The organism is Arthrobacter sp. MYb213 (assembly GCF_002979915.1).
In the GTDB taxonomy this organism is placed as follows: domain Bacteria; phylum Actinomycetota; class Actinomycetes; order Actinomycetales; family Micrococcaceae; genus Glutamicibacter.
In genome coordinates, this window is sequence record NZ_PCQA01000001.1 from 863,674 (window position 1) to 883,889 (window position 20,216).

Sequence of the window (20,216 nt, forward strand, 5' to 3'; positions counted from 1 at the left end):
CATCAACACCCAAAGGGACCTTACCGAACTGGGCACGGTAGCCAGCCTGGTGATGATCTCTAGTTTTACCAGAGTCTTCCCGGCAAGCGAGAGATGTGGCGGCTAGCGTAGAACGACTAGGAAGAATGCGTCGGGTTCATCATTGCCTCCCGCAGCGCATACAGCACTAGCGTAAGTTATCTCGGCGTCAGTCCGAAGTACCACGGGCAAGACCTGGTAGATGATCTTCTCGCAGAGATCACGATCATGCACTTTGACGATGGTGATTCACAGATTGCCGGAACGACAGATACCACCAATGCCCCTATGGTCGCGCCCTTTCGGCGTGCCGGATACAAACTGACCGTGACCGGCGTTGTCGTGTTCGCACAGACCAACGATCCACCCGCGTTCTTATTGGTGGACGTTGAAAACTCCATATGGCTAAAGACGCTCAAATGCTGGGGAGGTTTCTGACTATTCGCCAGTTCTAACAGCCTAAACAACTCAACGGGCGGTCCGAAGCAGGATGCTAACAGGATAAAAACCACCGGCGTAGGCCGAAAAACTTTCGCGGCCTTCTGGCTGACGCAGTAAAATGCTTGCCCTCCGCATCGGAAAAGTGGAGGGCAAGCACTATCAATAATTTGGTGAAGCCAACAGAAAGAACTGCTCCCAGCTATTAGGAGTCCCTGGTCTCCGAGTTCGCACGATCACCTGTTTTATCGCCGCCGCCGTAAGATTGCTGAATGTCGGTGGCATCCTCCGAAGTTTCCACGTCGCCTGTGGCATTTGAAGAGTCTTCTTGGTTGTTAGATCCCTCCGCGCCGTAAGATTGCTGGATGTCGGTAGGCTTTCCAATGTTCTCTGAACCATTGGAGTCCTCTCCATCGCCGGACCGTTTCGTTTCTTGACTTTCAGCATTGCCGAAATTCCCGAGTTGCTTATTGGCGTCGTGCTCAGATATGGTGTCCTCCCTTGATCGTTGGTTCCTAACGTGGTCAACGCTAGGTATGCCCTGTAGGAGATACAAGGTGCCAATCAATACTCCTAGCAAAGGCTGAGGAATGACCTTTCACCGGACCTTTGCACTTCAGCATGATTGATCACCGTCTAAAGGTCGCACAAGGCACACGGATGAACGTCCGCGGCCCGAGTGCAGCGAAGAATCAGACTCCATTCCTCTAGCAGTCAGTGCTGCCTCGTGCCTGCTGCGTATTTCTTGTCATCTGAAAATGATGGAGGTTGGCGGCGCATTGCCAATGACATAGATCTGATACTTCGCGCATGGTAAGTCCAGCGGTATACATCATGTTCTATTCGGGATACCTCGACACTTCCCATCCAGCCGCAGCATCAAAGCTACTCTGGCGCTACACGACACTGAAGAGGCTAGAGCTGCGTGCTTGTGTGGACAGAAAAGCATAAATTGGCCCACTACCGTGCACTCAACCGTTTGTGACAACCAGACTTAACTAGTTTTGAAATTATTTAGCGCCGTGGCGAGACATCACATCTTTAAGACAAGGATTGCAAATGTAAAACCAGTGGTCGTAACCCTGCTTGGCAACTAGTTAGAGCATGCTTCCGTGTCGGTTCACTTGGAAGATCCCTGCCCGTTAAATAGTTAGAGCGAGGGAGATCTTCCACACACCTTCTACACCAATTAAATAGCACCTTTCCGTGTTGATTAGGTCATTCGTAGGAATCTACTTCAACACGGCCTAGTTCCTCGCCAAAATTTGCGAGGCATGAGACTTTATTAGATTTCGCCGGGAACATATCCTTAGTAGATCACTCCACGAAGATCACCGAGCGCCTGAGGCGACACACGGGGAACGCGCCTGAATAGGTTTCAGGAAAGCTCGTGGTCCAGCAGCTATCGATAGCTGCTGTCAACGGAGGAAGATATGAACACACCTGAACTACATGCAAATACCATCCAGCGCTTCAATGGGCTCATGCAGTGTCCCGAGACCAAGCGACATCTCATCGCCTATGGATGGGTCGAAGGCATGCCAGCAGTCTTCGCGCACAGCGCTGAGCTGGTAGAAGATGTCATGGGTTTTGTTTCCGTTCATGGACGGGCCGTGATTCTGGTTCTCACCGGTACTCCATCTGAGGAACTTCAGCTTTGGCATATCACGGTCCCCAGCCCTATCTTCGCGAAAGTAGCTCCGGTGCCGGTCGGGACTACGCTTTCAGAGCTCTGTGTCAGGCACAGCGAAAACAGGCTTACGACTTTCCGGGTTGCTTTTTGGGCTCACAGCGCCGGCATCCACCAGATCCCCCTATACGTCAGTAGCGATAACTCTGGTTCAGAGCATCCACTGACACCCCGCAATCGCTAAATTCAAATGTCGACCCGATAGGTCTACTTTAAACTCTCCAAGATTCTTGACCAATTGCCAGCTACCCTCATGGCATTTACAGCCTAAAAACCTAATCCGGCGCAGTTACTAGGTCGAGGTACAGTATCCCAAGGGTACAGATTACGAGCTTGGATTCTCGTGTGACTCGGGAGGTAGATTCTGCAGGTCTTGCTTCACCGCGTCGGGATTTTCTCCTGCCGCGAGGCGATGCACTGCCTCTAGCAGGTCTTGGACCTCTACGACGCGGTGAGACCAATAAGCGGTGTCTAAACCGAAACCGTTAACCGACTCCAGGGCGAACTGCTGCAACCTGTCGCGGTGGGTTTCCAAAGCGCTGGTCAGGTCATCATACTGGTCATACGAGAGCGACAGATGAATGTTTTTACGGTGAGTGTTCAAAGTGAATTCCTGGGTTGTCCGATAGCCCTGCGGTTGATTGACACTACTGCCGGGTAATAGGTATACGTCAAGTCCGGAGTTGATTCCTCAGCAGCCCCACAAAATCCGACACCAGCTAGGCTAAAGTACACCATGCTCAATAACAGTCCCCGCGCCGGGAAACGCATGAAATGAGATTGTACTGGGCAAGTCTAAACGAAAGTCTTCCGGCTTCACCATGACGCAGGTCTCCCAGGGAGAAAAATTCCCCGAGCCAGCCTCGCTGTTACTGAAGTCAAGGTAGGCAAAAACGTTGCATGGCTTGCAAGCAGTTTGCACGCCTAGAAGACTCTTCAACCAGTTTCGACGCCTATGCCTTGCACGGCATGGGGTATTTCAACGAATAGTTTTCCTCCGAGTTAGTCATCCTCACGCTGAGGATGAAGCACACCTAAAAACTACACGCGAAGGTGACTGCTGTTGGAACGAGCTTTACCTGCAATGAACGGATAAAAGGCAGAACAGTTCACGAGCAACTGCACTCGAAAAATGCACTCTGTCCGAGAAAATGGCGGTTCTGTAGCTGGTTTCTAGGATCCCGAGAACCTACAAATTTTCTGCTCCTAGTCAGCACATGAACGGATCCGTGTATTCCATAAACGTTCGATATCTAATGTTCACGCGGCAGTTAATGGTCGTGAGGATGCAGTTTGTAAGGTGGTTCTGTGTTTCGGAATGCCGCGTAGCTGTGTACTGCATCAAGGTGAGGCTGGGCCAACATTCCCGAGTATTTCAGTATCATCTCGGGAAGCAAGAAACTGGCAACCATCCGCCCTGTTGACTTTAGCTTTGATCGGAAGCGATCGAGATGGACTTATGGAGAGTGCCGGTACGCTACCTGGCTTCAACGAGTGGTTTTGTACTACCTGAGCATTCCAGCTAAACCATTGATACGGTTCTCTTGCATCTGTTTGAATATTGAAAAATCGACATGTGCTAGTAACGACGTTGCGGAGGTATTGGAATGTCCAGGTCAGATTCGGCAAAGCGACGTCCGACGGAGGATCATCCTCAAATCAATGAAGGGACCGCCGTCGATACCCGCAGAAAATATGAGTATGCGCCGGACCCGGAAGACGATTCAAAAACCGATTCACCGACGCAACTGCACGCTAGCTCGTGGAAATACATTTTCAAGCGGTCGGTACACGAGTTTTCACGCAACAAGTGCACGGACCTTGCAGCATCGCTAACCTACTTCGCAATGCTGTCCATCTTCCCGGGGCTCTTGGCTATGGTCTCTCTGCTGGGAATTGCAGGTCAGGCGGAAACCACCACACGGAATATGGTCAGTATCTTGGATCGGTTCGCCAGCGATCAGGTAGTCGACACACTTAAACAGCCAATTGAGCAACTCTCTTCTGCCCCGTCCGCAGGTCTCGCTCTGGCCGTAGGTCTGATTGGCGCACTGTGGAGCGCTTCCGGTTACGTAGGAGCTTTCGGTCGCTCAATCAACCAGATCTACGATGTTCAAGAAGGTCGATCAGCGTTTAAACTGAAGCCGTTGATGCTACTCATTACGCTGGTGTTACTTCTATGTGCTGCGCTCTTGGTGGTTCTACTTGTCGTCTCGGGACCGCTAGCGCGCACCTTGGGCGATCTCATAGGCCTCGGTGAAACGGCAATCCTGATTTGGAATATCGCTAAGTGGCCGGTCATTGTCTTAGCCGCGGTCTTCATGATCGCTCTGCTCTACTACGGCACACCCAATGTTCGGCAACCCAAAATCCGCTGGATTAGCCTCGGCTCAGCGATCGCTCTGCTGATCCTTGGCGTAGCGACCCTTGGGTTCTTCTTTTACGTCTCGAACTTCTCGAACTACAACAAAACCTACGGCGCTATTGGTGGTGTCATCGTTCTGCTCTTGTGGATCTGGATCGGAAATCTTTCGTTGCTCTTCGGTGTTGTCTTCGACGCGGAAGTTGAACGTGCACGCCAACTGCAATCAGGCATCCCCGCTGAAAGTTCAATTCAGTTACCACCTCGCGACATCAAGGCGAGTGAGAAACAACTTGCCAAGGAAGAAAAAGATGTCCGACAAGGCAAGGAATTACGCATTTCAGCAGAGCTCCAACATGAGGAAGACGAAGACAAGGAGCAGGCTAGGGACAAACCCGACACCAGAAAGTAAGGATGAGCTGAGATTGCCATACTCCTACGCCGACTATCGTTTGCGGCAGTACCTTGGCTGCGCAGGTGTCACCTCGCTTCGAGGTATGCAATCACTCTGGATAAGACACAACAGGTCAGCTTAGCTCGATGCAGTCTTTAGGGCCGGGACGCACCGAAACGGGACGATATTGGTTTTCACCGGTAATGCTTAGCCAGGTGGAACATGCGCCCCAGCAAGAGATTCCGTCAGTAAACAGCGAATACGTGCTCTAAATGACTCGGTGCGGTGATGCCACTTGAGAAAACTATTAAATTCCTGAAAGCAAAGGAAAATCGTGTCTTTGAGACATAACCTGATCACTAGGTTCCGCGGTTGACCGACGAGCGTGGGGACGTTCAGGAACGTAGGTTACCTTCGTGTTCGACGGTGGTTACGTTCAGACCGCTTGCAGGAGCCCTATCGCAGAAATGTGAAAGGGCTCCTGCAATTTTCCATCTAAACCTCTGTCGTTTGGCAGTCGACCTTTTCGTTTTCTATAGCGCCAGCGAACTCGTGGTAAACACGAAAAAACGATATAGACCCAGCTCTTTCTTACTGACGTTCTTCGAGCAGGTTAGTGGGGAGATAAGAGGCAACGCCGACGACTGATGCGTTCTAGAAATATATGTTTGAGGATCTGGAATAACCTTAGTCAAAACCCCATTTAATTCACTTGATTAGCTTTGCATATCGAGCGATAACGCTCCTTAGCAAGCTACAACTCTGTGTCGTCTGGCCTTTTTTGTGTTGCAATTTCGCTCGTACATTACGCATTGCCTCGGCTTTTGAGATCAATGATCGACGTTGCCCAGATCTCGAAGCTGAGAGAATCCTTACGATTTCGAATAACACCTTTCTGGATAATCAGAGGTCTCTAGTCTTGCTCACGTAAGGGCAAGTTCTGGACACTAGTGGAAGGCACGAAATGAGCAACGACAATTTTTCAAGCTCCAGCCCATCACCATATTTGCCGGAGCCGGCATCTGGGCAAGAAGCTCTCCCATCAGCCACACCCATCCTGCGCAATGATCAGTTCCTCCCGGAACATGTGGACATCTCCGATGATCTAGACATGCAGGATTCGACGTCACAGTCGAACCAAAACAATGTCACTGACACGGCTAAGGATCTTGCACAGGAAGGTCAGCACTCAGCTACCGAGGTCCTAGATACCGCCAAGCAAGAAGCATCCCTCATCGGTGGACAGGCCAAAGAGCAAGCCGCGGACCTATTTGAGGAGCTCAGCTCGGATCTGCGCGAACAAGCATCGCTTCAGCAACAGAAAGTCGCAACAAATCTACGCGACATTAGTGATGAGTTCCGCTCCATGCTGGATCAGTCCCAAGCTTCCGGAACTGCAGCCACCCTCGTTGACCAGGCCTCCAATCACAGTGGACAGATCGCGAATTGGCTCGATCAGCGAGAACCTGGCGACGTAGTCGACGAGGTCAAACAGTTCGCGCGTAAACGCCCGGGAGCCTTCCTAGGTATTGCCCTAGGCGCAGGGCTCTTAGCAGGACGAATCACGCGCAATGCTAGCGCCTCGAAGCAAGGTGACCGTGGCAGTGAAAACACTTCAGCGAACAGCTTGAAAACCCCGCAGGGTTCCAACCCCGCTACGGGCTCGCCTACAGGAACTGCCGGGAACCTATCTCAAGCGACAACACCACAGTCAGTCCCAACAGAGCCACAGTCGCAGGCCCCTGACGAAACAATCGACGTCGATCCACTGCGCTCCTATCCCCGTGAAGATCCACGCTCCGAAGACTACAAATAGGAGGAACTGATGACTCATTCGTCTTCAGATTTCGAATCAGACGATTCGCGTAACGAAGAGCAACACACGCTTGGCGCTCTCTTTAGCGATCTCACGCAAAATGTTTCGGTTTTGGTTCGGCAAGAGATTGAGCTTGCGAAAACCGAACTGAAAGAATCAGCGAGCAAGGGTGGCCAAGGCGCAGGGATGTTGGCTGGAGCCGGAATCGCAGCGCACTTCGTATTGCTTTTCCTCTCCTTAGCAGCCTGGGTGGGAGTAGCGCAGTGGCTTGGTTACGGATGGTCGGCACTGATTATCGCTGTTATCTGGGCACTTATTGCTGGGATCCTGTCCGTCTTAGGACGCAAAAAGATCAAAGAGATCAAAGGGTTGCCTGAGACGGCTGGCACAGTAAAGAAAATTCCTTCAGCTTTTACTCCGAAAGAGGAAAACTCATGAACAAGGACGCAGATGAACTCAGGGCCGAGATTGCTCAGACCCGAGAAGAACTACGCAATGACGTTGATGCCATTGTGGATAGGGCAAGTCCAACTCGCATTGCCCACCGACAAAGCGAGAAGTTCAAAAACTCTGTGACCAAGGTGAAGGAGTCAGTGATGGGAAGCGGCGAAAGCGTAAGCGATCATACCCAGCGTTTGACGCACGAAACGTCGGAAGCAGTGCATGATGCGCCGCATAAAGTCGCTGATCGAACTCGCGGAAACCCGCTGGCCGCGGGATTGATGGCTTTCGGTGCCGGTCTACTTGCGTCCTCACTGATTCCCGCGACTCAAGCCGAGGAGGAACTGGTTCAAAAAGCTAAGGATAAGGCCGAACCGCTGGCCGCCGAACTCAGCGAGGCAGCCAAGAAAATTGCCAGTGATCTGAAAGAACCAGTAACTGCCGCAGCCGAAGAGTTGAAAAACTCGTCAATGCAGTCCATGGAACGAGTCAAATCCGAGGCTTCTGATGAGACGGAGCGTCTTCGGCAAGAGGCCAAAGGCAGCACGGACGAATATAAAAACTAAAGATAGCTAGCCATCTTTAGAATGCCGGCCGGTGAACGCAAGTGGGTTCAACGGCCGACCTATGGAATAACGCGATCTTTATTGGTCCCGCTCGCCACTTGTTGCGATGGTAAATGACGCTCGTTAGACGCAGTTCAACGATTTCAGCGCAAATAAGTGCTGGTGGTCCCAATCACCTGCGGCGGACAAAGATCCTCAACTTCAGAATTTCGATCGTTTCTTGGTTATGTCTTAAATCAAGAATCCAGTCTGCCCGCGCCCGCTGCTCCACGACGATTGGTAGCATCCGGATTTGGTCGGTGTTGCCAGAGAAACTGTTAATCAGAACGACCATACTCGTACATTATAGTGCTGACAATTGCTTCCAAGTAGCATGGAGCACACCTAAAATCGGCATCTTCACCGATGAACGAATCTGATAAAGGGGAACTAGATGGCACCGCCGGAGAACTCAACTGAAACCACAACCGACGGACGTTACCTCATCATCAAAGGGAGGAAATGGCGGGCTAGTAATCCATCAATTCCTCCAAAGCTTCGCCAAGAACTGGTCGATGAACTAATGTCCGCCCGCCGGGCCGTCAAGGACGGAAAACCTGGCGCCAGAAAACGAGTTAACGACGCAAAAGTCGCCCTTGGAGAACGTGGCCAACCCTGGTGGGAAGATCCCGATCCGACAGCACTGAGTGAACGTATTAGGGCGACAATTCGCGCCTTACTGAGTAAACGAGCCGGTGCTTCAATCTGTCCTAGCGATGTGGCACGCGTAGTAGGTGGACCGGAAGATGCTTGGCGCAAATATATGAACAATGTACGTCAGATTACTGCAGAAATGGCCGCCGCGGGTGAGGTCACGGCCACCCAAAAAGGCAAAACAGTAGAAGCCGACAACGTTCGCGGACCAATTCGAATCAACCGCACAAACCCAGAAATATGAGCGGCTGGCGAAATCTAAAAACCTACACAGTCAATCACGCCAATCCGGCAGTTACTCAACAATTCGAAACCGCTTTCATAGATCTCATTCTCTGAATCGATCAATCTGTAAGTAATGTGACGGGGTCGGCGTGTGACTGATGATGGAACATCATTTCTCTCGATTATCGATTGATACTTGCGAGTCACGGTTGTGTCCCTTTTCGAGTTTATGTATTGAACGCCGCGAGAAATTGGATACCTGCCAAATTTGACTGCGTGGCGACGAATTTTTCCTGAAGCTACGCCACTCGTTGTGGCCGTCTATATCAGCCATAAAGATCAATAAGGATGAACCCTGACAGAGAACCGGATCCTCGCAACTTTCGAACGACATTCTACGAGTTTCCTGAGTATTCTCTACCCTTACTATCGGGGCTCCAATTCTTCAGATTATTATGAAAAAGCGAACTCACAAAGCGCACCTAACTAAAAAACCTTTTCGCGAGGTCGAGCTAAGCGTCCCGGGACACCCCGGGGCGCTTACTCATTTCTTGCGCCAACATTGTCGGTCGTGGGAATAGTAAAAGATCCAGAGAGGAACCAATGCACCCCATTGAAATCAGTACTAATGGGCAAACATGGGACGTAAGCCTCGACGGTTGGTTCCAAGGCACTTTCAAATCACTGCAAGACGCTTATCAAGCTGCATGCGATCTTAGCCTCGAGCACGAAAACACTGAGATCGTGGTGCACGGCGAAATACCGTGAACCGAAAACGAGGGCACTCAAAAATCGGCCTCTGAGGATGGAACACCACGTGCCATATAGGCATTTCCATTGGACACTCGGCGTCCGACAAAGGGTCTAGCGCATCTGGACAACATTGAAATAAATTGGTGTTTTTCCACAACTAGTGCATTTGGAGAACAGCATGTGCCACTGCACTGTATCGCTAATGCCGATTCTGACATCGCACCCGCAACCCAGGTTGTACACGCTCAAAGGCGAACTGTTTTGCGCCTTAGCGCGTTGTGTGAGCCATTACCGGAAAAGTCGGCCAATGTAGGGTCCAATTCGCATCACGCGCAGACCATAGACTCAACCTGCGAGCCACCCTGACGACAATAGAAGCTATGTTCTGCGCCCATTATCTTTGTCGTCAGCTGAACGCTCCAGATCCCCCAAAATACAATCCATCAGGCCGGCGAAACTACTGAACGATATGTAGCCAGACAAGCCGTTGTCAACGACTTGAGCGAGAGACCGTAGTCCCCCAATGTGCGGTGCGCCGTCCTGCCTTCATCCACGGATCTTGCTTGACCTAGTATGTGCGAACGGGAACGCTTCTTGCTACGGAAAAGAAAGGCTTCTAGTTTCTTCAGCTCAAGACCTCTTCACTTTCAAATAATTTGGCCATTTTGAACCGCAATGCGGAGGAATGAACCCGACGCTTGCTTGTGAAATTCACACAACTCACACGTTCCGAATGCCTTCAACTTTTTGATCCTTCTCAAGCCGTCGTTGTAATTCAAGGAGTGGGTTCCGATAATTTCCAGCGGTTCTCAGGACACTAGACATCCATCAGGTGTGATCAGTACCTAAGGGGCTGGGAGTGTTCGACACCGTAGCTGGCGGCTGGGTAGGTTTAAACAACAAAGTAAAGGCACCTACGTGCTGCAATCGTGAATTCCGATGGTGAGCGAAAACTCTTGGCTCTACCGAATCTGGCCTGGGTTTTGAGCTTCCGCCACTTTTTGGCATTACTTCAACCCTAAAACAGACTGCCAGCGATTGAATATCCCATTCATACCTCCATGCCTCGCCAATGTATTCAGGGCAAGACGACTGGACCTTCGAAAGCCCCGTGGCCGGAGGAAAACGCGTCCAGCCGCGCCCACACGAAGTGTCGGCAGGAATTTCAAGACAAAGCTCTGCTGCGCGGCGCAGCTCAGATCCAGGTCATCATGAATTTTGGTTCCGGTACGGCTGACTCGTTCTCTTACTCCATTCCAGAGTGCGCTTCGAAACGCCATGTTGGATCCCCATAGTGGAATCGTGGCCAGAGCAGAACCGAGCAAGAAGAAATACCCCAGAGCGTAAAGAGCTGAACCTATCCAGCGAGTTCCTAGGGGTAAATCATAAAAGAAACCGGGACCGGTCAGCGCACTGGTAGCCGGATCCTCCACGAATTTCTTATCGATTTTCTCAAGCCAGTCCCCCGGTGGCCGAGAATCAGCATCGCAACGCACAATGATCTCGCCAGTGGCATGGTCATATCCCCTGGCTACGGCTGCAGGAATGCCGATATTTTTCTCGACAATGACTACAGCGCCGGCAGATCTCGCGATTTCGGCGCTGCCATCTGTGCACCCATTGTCCACCACGATAATCTCGTCTGCCGGTACGGTCTGATGTGCGAGATTATCCAGAAGAACTTTCAAATACTCCTCATCGTTCAGCACAGGAATCACAATACTGATGCGCATAGTTACTGAGACTTTCTGTTCGAACTGATCCAAAATACGGTACCGAGGATGCCTAAAATTCCGGCGATAAAATCAGTGAAACTGTCTAAAATCCCCACGCCAATCTCGGGTGAAATTAAGAAATAACCGCCCCATTCCCCCAACTCCCAGAGCACCGCGGCTAAAGACCCGTACGTGAGAAGCTCACGGGCTACATGTCGCTGCTGGACCCGGCTAGCCACCTGGGTGAGGCTTCTTCGCCGCATGAGGATTTCGTAGATCAATGCGGTGATTACTGCCATGAGGATCAGATGCACTACGAGATCCAACCACCAGACAGCTTGGTAGAGTCCAATTGAGCTAAAAATCCCAGCGGAGATGAAGGCTAGCTGGCCGGTCACGTCTTGCACACGAGATCTTGCATAGTAGCGAAGCAACCACGTGCCACCGAAAACCAGGGCCATTGCGGCAGCGGCAGCGGGGCCTGCATCTATCCATGCCAAGGGCACCAAAAATAGCGCGATAAATCTCAAAAGATCACTCGCGTGAAATCTGAAAGTAGCTTCGTAAGCAGAAACGACCACGCTTGGTACACCGCCCCTTCCCTGCTGTTGCACCGTGGAAAATTGTTGCGATCCTCCTGAATAAGGATCACTTGTAATCTGCGCGGTATTACTTATCGCAGAGATTTTTCGACGGGCGTCCGCACACAAGGAAGTAGCCACGCTGATGGCTCATTCTTGAGGTACAGACCGGCTCCAATTTGGAACCGTATTTTTCCACTTTGCTCCCTCGCAGCATGTCAACGAACATGCTCCGCTACCCGGACTCAGTGCCGTCCCAGCATTGATGACTGCCGGATCAACCTGTTCTCCTCTGACCTGCGCTACTCGTTCAATTACCAAATCAACTAGTCCACTAACAAACAGTGAAGAAGTCCCCACGCTTTCAGCGCGAAGAAAGGACATACCTAGCTCTTGGGCTGTTTCGGCAGCCTCGGTATCCAAATCGAATTTGACTTCCATATGATCAGAGACAAACCCGATAGGGACTACGAGTACACCCTCTATACCTTCGTCGGAAAGCTCACGCATACGATCATTGATGTCTGGTTCCAACCAAGGAGTATGTGGAGAGCCCGAACGGGAACAGAAGACCAGTTCGGCATCAAGCTTTTCGCCACCGTCGAGTTCCTGTCCGATCCACTTGATCAGTTCCTCGTGCTGCGCTTGGTAACCCTGCGTAAAACGTTCTGAGGTACTTTGCATTGTGGAAGGGATCGAGTGGGTAACGTACAGGATCTTATGACGGGTCGGATCCAGCTCGCCGACTATTTCCTTAAAACGTGACAGTCCGTCGCGCACGCATTTAAGCTCTGCACCAGCGAATCCGGGGTGGTTGTAGTATTGCCGAATCTTTTCGAAGGTGATCTTTAGCCCCTCGCTGTCTAGGGTGTCCACCGTTTCAGCAAAGTCTTCACGATATTGTCGGCATGACGAGTAGGAGGAGTATGCCGAAGTATCAATGGCTAAGAAATTCCGCGCACCAGTGCTAGTAGCATGCTCCCGAATAACGTCGGTAAGATATGGGTTCCAATTTCGATTTCCCCATAATATCGGCGTGAGAATTCCGCGAGAGCCGAATTCGCTCTTCAGCGCCTCTAGCAGGGCTTGATTCTGTTCGTTTATGGGTGATTTGCCGCCAAAAAGGTAATAATGCTCCCCGACTTCCTTCAGACGTTCATCGGGGATTCCGCGTCCACGAGTGACGTTTTGCAGGAACGGAAGAACGTCTTCCGGCTTTTCCGGGCCTCCAAACGACATCAGTACAACGGCGTCAAAAGGCTGTAGATCCATATTTTCCATCGGCTTCACTCACTGATTCGTCGTCTGAATTTGGTATTACCTTCATAAATTTCGAGGTCATGTTGCAGTATGCAATCAATGTGGACAGACGCTCCGAAAGTCTGAATCCTTCGTGTCCGACTGTTTTCCGCAGAAATTTATCAAGCTCATCAAAGTATCTTACCAAGCTAACAATACACTCAGTGAACAAAACCAACGTCGACTGTCATTTCACAGGAAACTTCAAGAGGACTAAAAGGGACTCTGCGCTCAGGTACTTCGTTTGAGTCGACAGTTTTCTCTACGTAGCCCTTCGAAGGATATGTCGGAACCGCTAGAGCCACTCGAACTACTCGAACTACCGAGTCGGAAATGCCAGGTGCAGCGCATGGGCAACATGCCACCCCGCGCGCAGTAAATTCCTTGCCGATGAGAACCGACTTGAGGATGTGCGTCTAGATGGCGCCGTCAGTTAGGTTGGCTCGACCGTGGTCCAGTCGGCAAATAATTAACAACTAAACGACCGATGAGGATACTCCACCTTCGACCAATCCCATGTGGAGGAGTATATTTCGGTTGAGCGAGTCTTCAACAACTCCTCTGCCTCCAATTACCGCTCGTTCGCTGGGACAGATCTCCCCATAGACCCAATTCCGGAATATTCAAGTCCACAAACAGACCCGTGATAGCAAGCGCGACCAGGGCAGAGGTTTCATTCCTTCCATCTAGGTAAAAACCGTGGAGGTCGATTGGAAACTTAGTCATCGCGCACTTTAAAACCAAGTTCAATTCCGAGCTGGTCGAGCACATCTAATGTGCGAGTATTTAGGCTGCTCGTTTTGCCGTTTTCAAGTTCGGAAACATAGCGTTGCGTCAGCCCGAGTTCAATTGCCATTTGGGTTTGGGTGTATCCCAACTGCCGGCGGCGCGCGGCCACCACCCGACCGATATCAGTCATGGACGTTATTGCTCCGTGCACTGCAACCTCCCGAGATCCCCTTGTTTATCGGATTCTATCCAACCTATTACATTTTTCGGATACGGAGTCAGCTATACGAAAAATGGAATAATTCAGCGCTAAGGCAGGGCTCCGTCAATAATCCCCAAGCGGCTGAAACCCACTACCCCGCGCGACCAATGCCCGGTGTAGACCCGTAGTGCCCCTCACCAAAACCGTCGAATCGTATATACGATCTCGCAACTTCAGCCTCCGACAGGGAGCTATTTCTCCCACCAATTCGGATTCAGAATAATGGTTGTTTATCTTGTCCGGCAGGGGAAGAGTCAGGGGTAAGTTCCCCGGAATGGCGGGATATTTGCGCTTACCGAAAGCCCCAACATGAATCCTGAGAAGCAATCCACTTCAATGACTTGACAGTGATTGAGATTGAGAGCACACTAGATCGTATACGATTTGATGTACGACGAAAGTGGGAAAATCAAAGATGAGTAATCCGATTCCGGTTAGCGAAGAAACTTTCGCTCAGGCTGGCAAGGTTCTTGCAGTTCACCTCAGCTACTCCTCGCGAGCAGCACAGCGTGGACGCACTCCTAAATTCCCGAGCTACTTCATGAAGGCTTCTAGCTCACTGGCAACCACCGGCTCCACCGTGGAACGCCCAGCGGGTACCGAATTGCTCGCCTTCGAAGGCGAAATCGCACTGATCATCGGCAAGGCCGCCCGCCGCGTTTCCGTTGAAGAAGCCTGGAGCTACGTCGGTTCGGTCACCGCCTCCAACGACTTGGGTGTCCATGACATCAGGTACGCGGATAAGGGATCAAATATCCGCTCGAAGTCCGGCGACGGTTACACCCCGATGGGTCCAACCGCTCTCGCGGCAGCGGATCTGGATCCTGCCAAGCTACGCGTTCAGACCTGGGTCAACGGCCGAATCGCCCAGGATGCAGATACCTCGGAACTGCTCTTCACCTTCGCGCAGATCGTTGCAGATCTTTCGCAGCAGATGACCTTGCAGCCAGGCGACGTGATCCTCACCGGTACCCCAGCAGGCTCCTCCGTATTCTTCCCAGGCGACGTCGTCGAGGTTGAGGTCACCGACCTCCTCACCGGCGCTACCACCGGACGATTGAAGACCACCGCAATGGAAGGCACTTCCACTTTCGCGGACTTCGGCAACCAGCCAAAGGTCACCGACAAGGATAAGGAAGACGCTTACGGCGACCGCGAAACCGCAGGTATGCCAGCACTGGTCACCGGCAAGTCGGTACTCACCGATGAAGTCCGCGAACAGCTTGCTACCGTAGCTACCGCAACCTTGTCAGCTACCTTGCGCAAGCGCGGACTGAACAACGTCAACATTGAAGTACCAGGTGCTACCAAGGGCATGAAGCGTGTCATCGGTACCGCCCGCACACTGCGCTACATCCCAAACCGCGAAGACCTGTTCAAGGCTCACGGCGCCGGATACAACATGCAGAAGCAGTCAATTGATTCCTTGAAGGATGGCGAAATCCTGGTCATGGAAGCCCGCGGGGAAACCGGCTCGGCAACCTTGGGTGACATCTTGGCACTGCGTAGCCAGCAGCTTGGTGCCGCCGGCATCATCTCCGACGGTGGAGTACGTGACCTTGACGCGGTCTCCGGCCTGGAAATCCCAGTCTTCTACAACGGTGCCCACCCAGCAGTCTTGGGTCGCAAGCACGTGGCATGGGACAAGGACATCACCGTGGCTTGCGGCGGCGTCTCCGTCCAGCCGGGGGACGTCATCGTTGCAGACTCTGATGGCATCGTAGTGATCCCACCGGCAATGGTCGCCGAGGTCGCCGCGGAAGCCATGGTCACCGAGTCCAATGACGAATTCATCTTCGCCATGGTTCAGCGTGGCCACGGCATCGAGGGCTTGTTCCCAATGAATGCCGAGTGGAAGACTAAGTACAACGCCTGGAAGGACGCCGGATCCCCGGATCTGGCCACCTGGGAGCTGTAATGACCACCTCCAAGTCAGAGGTCGCCTACGCGCTGGTCTCCGAACGAATCGTCAACGGGGCGTACTCCCCCGGATATCGACTCGTTCTGGGAACCATCGCCGATGAACTGGGCTGCTCCGTAGTCCCGGTTCGCGAGGCGATCCGACGCTTGGAGGCCGAAGGTCTGGTGCACTTCACCCGCAACGTAGGTGCCACCGTGGCGCAGGTAGATTCAACTCTCTACCTGCACACCATGCAGACCCTCGCGGTCATCGAACCAGCGGCCACCGCGTTGGCCGCGTCCGCCATGGACGAGGCTTGGTTGGCCAAAGCGCAGGATCTCAATGATCAAATGCGTCAGTGCTTGGAAGCGTTTGACCCGGTGGCCTTCACCGAGTTGAACAACGAATTCCACCAGCAGCTCTACAGCCAGTGCCCTAACCCGCACATCTTGGATCTGGTTCAGCGTGGATGGCGCCGACTCGCAGCTATGCGAGCCAGCTCTTTCACCCACATCCCGCACCGCGCCAGGCAGTCAGTGGAAGAGCACCAGCATTTGCTGGAACTCATCCGGGTCCACGCTTCTCCTCGGGAAATCGAAGAGGCGGCCCGAGCTCACCGCACCAACACGCTTAATGCCTACCTGGCTCAGGCCAATATGGATCCCAGCGTTATCTAGTTCCCATAAATTTTCATCAGTTCAAGACTTTCATTGTTGAAAGCCACGCGAAAGGAAAACATCCATGAGCAACGTTCCGGAAAATCTCCCAACACACCTGCAGCACTACATCGATGGAAAGTTCGTCGATTCCATCTCGGGTAAAACCTTTGATGTACAGGAGCCTGTCAAGAACGAAAACTACGCCACCGTAGCTTCGGCCCAGCCCGAAGATGTGGATCTGGCAGTTATCGCCGCCAATAAGGCCTTCAAGGAAGGCCCATGGTCCAAGATGTTGCCACGTGAGCGTTCCCGCGTGCTGCACAAAATTGCTGACATTGTTGAGTCCCGTGACGAAGAGCTGGCATTGCTGGAGTCCTGGGACTCCGGTCTGCCAATCACCCAGGCCAAGGGCCAGGCTCGCCGTGCAGCTGAGAACTTCCGTTTCTTCGCTGACCTGATCGTCGCCCAGGTGGATAACACCTTCCGCGTTCCAGGTCGCCAGATGAACTACGTGAACCGCAAGCCAATTGGCGTGGCAGCACTGATCACCCCATGGAACGTTCCGTTCATGCAGGAATCATGGAAGCTGGCTCCTGCCATCGCTACCGGCAACTCGGTAGTACTAAAGCCTGCCAGCTACACCCCACTGTCGGCAGTACTGTGGCCAGAGATCTTCCGCGAAGCTGGCCTGCCAGAAGGCGTCTTCAACTTGATCTTCGGGTCCGGCGGCGTAGCCGGCGATTACCTGGTCAAGCACCCGGATGTGCCACTGGTGTCCTTCACTGGCGACAGCTCCACCGGCGCTACCATCTCCACCGCAGCAGCCCCACAGTTCAAGGGCTTGTCCCTGGAACTGGGTGGCAAGTCCCCAGCCATCGTCTTCGCAGACGCTGACCTAGACGCAGCCCTGGATGCCACCGTGTTCGGTGTGTTCTCGCTGAACGGCGAGCGTTGCACCGCAGGCTCCCGCGTACTGGTACAGCGAGAGATCTACGATGACTTTGTTGCCAAGTTCGCAGAACGTGCAAAGAACATCCGCGTTGGTTTGCCAAGCGATCCAAAGACCGAGGTCGGCTCGCTGGTCCACCCGAACCACTTCGACAAGGTCATGAGCTACATCGAAATCGGCAAGAAGGAAGGCCGTTTGCTCGCCGGTGGCGGCCGCGCAGAAGGCTTCGAGACGGGCAACTACGTTGCTCCGACCGTCTTCGCCGATGTTGCTCCAGAAGCACAGATCTTCCAAGACGAAATCTTCGGCCCAGTCGTAGCGATCACCCCGTTCGACACCGATGAAGAGGCACTGGAACTAGCCAACAACACCAAGTACGGCCTAGCCGCTTACGTGTGGACCACCAACCTGAAGCGTGCGCACAACTTCGCTCACGCAATCGATTCGGGCATGGTCTGGCTGAACTCAAACAACGTCCGTGACCTGCGCACCCCATTCGGTGGCGTGAAGGCTTCGGGTCTGGGCCGTGAGGGAGGCTACCGTTCGGTGGACTTCTACACCACTCAGCAGTCGATTCAGATCACCCTGAACGAGTCCCACTCCCCTAAGTTCGGCGTCTAACCCACCTTCTCGCTTTTGCAAAGGAGCAAACATCATGGCTAAAGAAATCAACAACCCAATCCCCACCCCATCGGTTCCAGCGCCGGATATTCTGCGCTGCGCCTACGCGGAACTGGTCGTCACCGACCTGGCCGCATCGCGTAAGTTCTACGTCGACGTTTTGGGCCTGCACGTCTCCTACGAGGATGACAAGCAGATCTACCTGCGTTCTTTCGAAGAGTTCATCCACCACAACCTGGTGCTGACCCTTGGCCCGGTTGCTGCACTGAAGGCTATGGCTTTCCGTGTTCGCTCCACCGACGAGGTAGACGCTGCTGAGGCGTACTACAAGGAATTGGGCTGCCGCACCGAGCGCCGCAAGGAAGGCTTTGTGCGCGGTATCGGCGATTCGGTTCGCGTAGAAGATCCATTGGGCTTCCCATACGAGTTCTTCTTTGAAACCGAGCACGTGGAACGTCTGCACATGCGCTATGACCTGTACTCGGCTGGCGAACTGGTTCGTCTGGACCACTTCAACCAGGTCACCCCGGACGTTCCACGCGGACGTAAGTACCTGGAAAACTTGGGCTTCACCGTCACCGAGGACATCCAGGACGAAGAAGGCACCACCTACGCAGCATGGATGCAGCGCAAGGGCACCGTGCACGACACCGCACTGACCGGTGGCGACGGCCCACGCCTGCACCACGTAGCTTTCTCCACCCACGAGAAGCACAACATCATCCAGATCTGCGACAAGATGGGCGCACTGCGCATCTCGGACCGTATCGAGCGCGGCCCAGGCCGTCACGGTGTATCCAACGCGTTCTACCTGTACATCCTGGATCCAGATGATCACCGCATCGAGATCTACACCCAGGATTACTACACCGGCGACCCGGACAACCCGGTCATCACCTGGGACGTGCACGATAACCAGCGTCGTGACTGGTGGGGCAACCCAGTTGTTCCATCGTGGTACACCGAAGCTTCGAAAGTCTTGGACCTAGACGGCAACGTGCAGGAAGTTATCACCCGCACCGACAGCTCCGAAATGGATGTCACCGTCGGCGCCGATGGCTTCTCCTACACCCGCGAGAAGGACGACAACGGCACCTACCGTGGCGAGCCTTCCAAGGGCTTCAAGCTCGGAAACCAGGTCTAAACCACCTACCGGCTTCTAGCCACCAGCACGTAGCCCGGTGTGATTCACAGATTTCTTCCCTGATTTCCTGTGAACCACACCGGGCTTTGTTGTAAGCAGAATCAGGTCCTTACCTTCATGGTTGCCACGGTGAAAGGTATTCAGTGTCTAAACGTTCTGAACTTTGGGCCGTAGGATTATTTCGGGTTGATGCTGAATCAATGTCAGTACGTTCTTGACCATTCATTTTTTCATCTAAGGATCCGTGCATTGGAAATTCAAACCGACATTACTCGCATTCTTCGGACGGAAGATGTTGTGGAACTTACCGACCTACTTTGTCGCAATAGGTCGTTTCTTAGCCCATGGGACCCGGAACGAGACGACGACTTTTTCACCGTGACCAAACAGCACGACATCGCCCGAGCCTCCTTGGACACCTATTCGGACGGAAGCATGGTGCCGTTGGTTATCACGGATGCGAAGGGGACTATCGTTGGCCGGCTAAATATCAACGGCATAGTTCGCGGAGCTTTTCAATCAGCAGCCATCGGATATTGGGTGAGTGAACGCGTCAACGGATTAGGTTTTGCTTCCGCAGCTGTTGCTGAAGCCATAAAAATTTCTACTTCCCTTGGCCTTCATCGCCTGCAGGCCGAAACGCTCATCCATAATAAATCCTCGCAACGCGTATTGGAGAAGAACGGATTCACGCTATATGGCCTCGCTCCCAAATACCTGAAGATTGCTGGCACTTGGCAGGATCATCTCCTGTTTCAACGCATCAACGAATAAGCGCAGGTCACGTTCTTCTTTAGTCGGTAGCTAATGGAATGGCTTTTAGGGAACAGCCATACAGGTCCTGATGGTTTTCGACCGTCCGCTCGGATTTCGATACAACGAACCATGTCGAGCCTGGCAAGACGAGCAGGGACGATTAGATGGAGTGGAATCCGGCAATTCTTGAAGGGACACCATAGAA

Annotated in this window: 17 protein-coding genes; 12 read left to right on the top strand and 5 right to left on the bottom strand. The window is 52.7% G+C overall.

Going from position 1 to position 20,216, the window contains the following annotated elements; genetic code table 11:
* Window positions 1–246 precede the first annotated feature (246 nt).
* Both CQ011_RS04010 and CQ011_RS04020 read left to right on the top strand, forming a co-directional pair.
* Window positions 247–456: a hypothetical protein gene (locus CQ011_RS04010; protein ID WP_105674814.1), complete on the top strand. Its 210-nt coding sequence runs from the start codon at window positions 247–249 to the stop codon at window positions 454–456.
* 1,433 nt (window positions 457–1,889) lie between these two features.
* A complete protein-coding gene (locus tag CQ011_RS04020) occupies window positions 1,890–2,330 on the top strand; it encodes a hypothetical protein (RefSeq protein ID WP_105674818.1) in 441 nt (146 codons plus the stop codon).
* Window positions 2,331–2,471: 141 nt separating this feature from the next.
* Here the strand turns inward: CQ011_RS04020 and CQ011_RS04025 are convergent, their stop codons facing one another.
* Window positions 2,472–2,750, bottom strand: coding sequence for a hypothetical protein (locus CQ011_RS04025; protein ID WP_105674820.1), 279 nt, complete (start codon window positions 2,748–2,750; stop codon window positions 2,472–2,474).
* A 1,003-nt stretch (window positions 2,751–3,753) separates the two neighbouring features.
* On the opposite strand from CQ011_RS04025, the gene CQ011_RS04030 reads away from it, so the two are divergent.
* From CQ011_RS04030 to CQ011_RS04050, 5 genes are all read left to right on the top strand, one after another.
* Window positions 3,754–4,920 carry a YihY/virulence factor BrkB family protein gene (locus CQ011_RS04030; RefSeq protein ID WP_105674822.1) on the top strand — a complete coding sequence of 389 codons (1,167 nt, stop codon included), beginning with the start codon at window positions 3,754–3,756 and terminating at the stop codon, window positions 4,918–4,920.
* A 946-nt stretch (window positions 4,921–5,866) separates the two neighbouring features.
* Window positions 5,867–6,718: a hypothetical protein gene (locus CQ011_RS04035; RefSeq protein ID WP_105674824.1), complete on the top strand. Its 852-nt coding sequence runs from the start codon at window positions 5,867–5,869 to the stop codon at window positions 6,716–6,718.
* Between the two features lie 9 nt (window positions 6,719–6,727).
* Complete coding sequence (locus CQ011_RS04040; protein ID WP_105674826.1) at window positions 6,728–7,156, top strand: phage holin family protein; 429 nt, start codon at window positions 6,728–6,730, stop codon at window positions 7,154–7,156.
* Window positions 7,153–7,725, top strand: a complete 573-nt coding sequence (locus tag CQ011_RS04045; protein WP_105674828.1) for a DUF3618 domain-containing protein — start codon at window positions 7,153–7,155, stop codon at window positions 7,723–7,725. The genes CQ011_RS04040 and CQ011_RS04045 overlap by 4 nt, the downstream gene beginning before the upstream one ends.
* 433 nt (window positions 7,726–8,158) lie before the next feature.
* Window positions 8,159–8,662 carry a DUF3253 domain-containing protein gene (locus CQ011_RS04050; protein ID WP_105674830.1) on the top strand — a complete coding sequence of 168 codons (504 nt, stop codon included), beginning with the start codon at window positions 8,159–8,161 and terminating at the stop codon, window positions 8,660–8,662.
* Between the two features lie 1,741 nt (window positions 8,663–10,403).
* Here the strand turns inward: CQ011_RS04050 and CQ011_RS04055 are convergent.
* From CQ011_RS04055 to CQ011_RS04070, 4 genes are all read right to left on the bottom strand, one after another.
* Window positions 10,404–11,129: a glycosyltransferase family 2 protein gene (locus tag CQ011_RS04055; protein WP_105674832.1), complete on the bottom strand. Its 726-nt coding sequence runs from the start codon at window positions 11,127–11,129 to the stop codon at window positions 10,404–10,406.
* A gap of 2 nt (window positions 11,130–11,131) precedes the next feature.
* Window positions 11,132–11,611 (bottom strand): DUF2238 domain-containing protein, encoded by a 480-nt coding sequence (locus CQ011_RS04060; protein WP_146112558.1) that lies wholly within the window; start codon window positions 11,609–11,611, stop codon window positions 11,132–11,134.
* A gap of 231 nt (window positions 11,612–11,842) precedes the next feature.
* Window positions 11,843–12,964 (bottom strand): ferrochelatase, encoded by a 1,122-nt coding sequence (locus CQ011_RS04065; RefSeq protein ID WP_353616156.1) that lies wholly within the window; start codon window positions 12,962–12,964, stop codon window positions 11,843–11,845.
* 745 nt (window positions 12,965–13,709) lie between these two features.
* Complete coding sequence (locus CQ011_RS04070; protein ID WP_105674837.1) at window positions 13,710–13,910, bottom strand: helix-turn-helix domain-containing protein; 201 nt, start codon at window positions 13,908–13,910, stop codon at window positions 13,710–13,712.
* Between the two features lie 487 nt (window positions 13,911–14,397).
* Between CQ011_RS04070 and CQ011_RS04075 the strand changes: the two genes are divergently transcribed.
* The 5 genes from CQ011_RS04075 (at window position 14,398) to CQ011_RS04095 (ending at window position 20,029) form a co-directional block, all read left to right on the top strand.
* Entirely contained in the window at window positions 14,398–15,900 is a 1,503-nt protein-coding gene (locus CQ011_RS04075; RefSeq protein WP_105674839.1) for a fumarylacetoacetate hydrolase family protein, read from the top strand.
* Window positions 15,900–16,559: a GntR family transcriptional regulator gene (locus tag CQ011_RS04080; RefSeq protein ID WP_105674841.1), complete on the top strand. Its 660-nt coding sequence runs from the start codon at window positions 15,900–15,902 to the stop codon at window positions 16,557–16,559. The genes CQ011_RS04075 and CQ011_RS04080 overlap by 1 nt, the downstream gene beginning before the upstream one ends.
* Before the next feature lie 64 nt (window positions 16,560–16,623).
* Entirely contained in the window at window positions 16,624–18,111 is a 1,488-nt protein-coding gene (gene hpaE, locus CQ011_RS04085; protein WP_105674843.1) for a 5-carboxymethyl-2-hydroxymuconate semialdehyde dehydrogenase, read from the top strand.
* Window positions 18,112–18,157: 46 nt separating this feature from the next.
* On the top strand, window positions 18,158–19,255 hold the full coding sequence (hpaD, locus tag CQ011_RS04090) for a 3,4-dihydroxyphenylacetate 2,3-dioxygenase (protein WP_105675059.1): 1,098 nt from the start codon (window positions 18,158–18,160) through the stop codon (window positions 19,253–19,255).
* 189 nt (window positions 19,256–19,444) lie between these two features.
* Window positions 19,445–20,029, top strand: a complete 585-nt coding sequence (locus CQ011_RS04095) for a GNAT family N-acetyltransferase (protein WP_105674846.1) — start codon at window positions 19,445–19,447, stop codon at window positions 20,027–20,029.
* Window positions 20,030–20,216 lie beyond the last annotated feature (187 nt).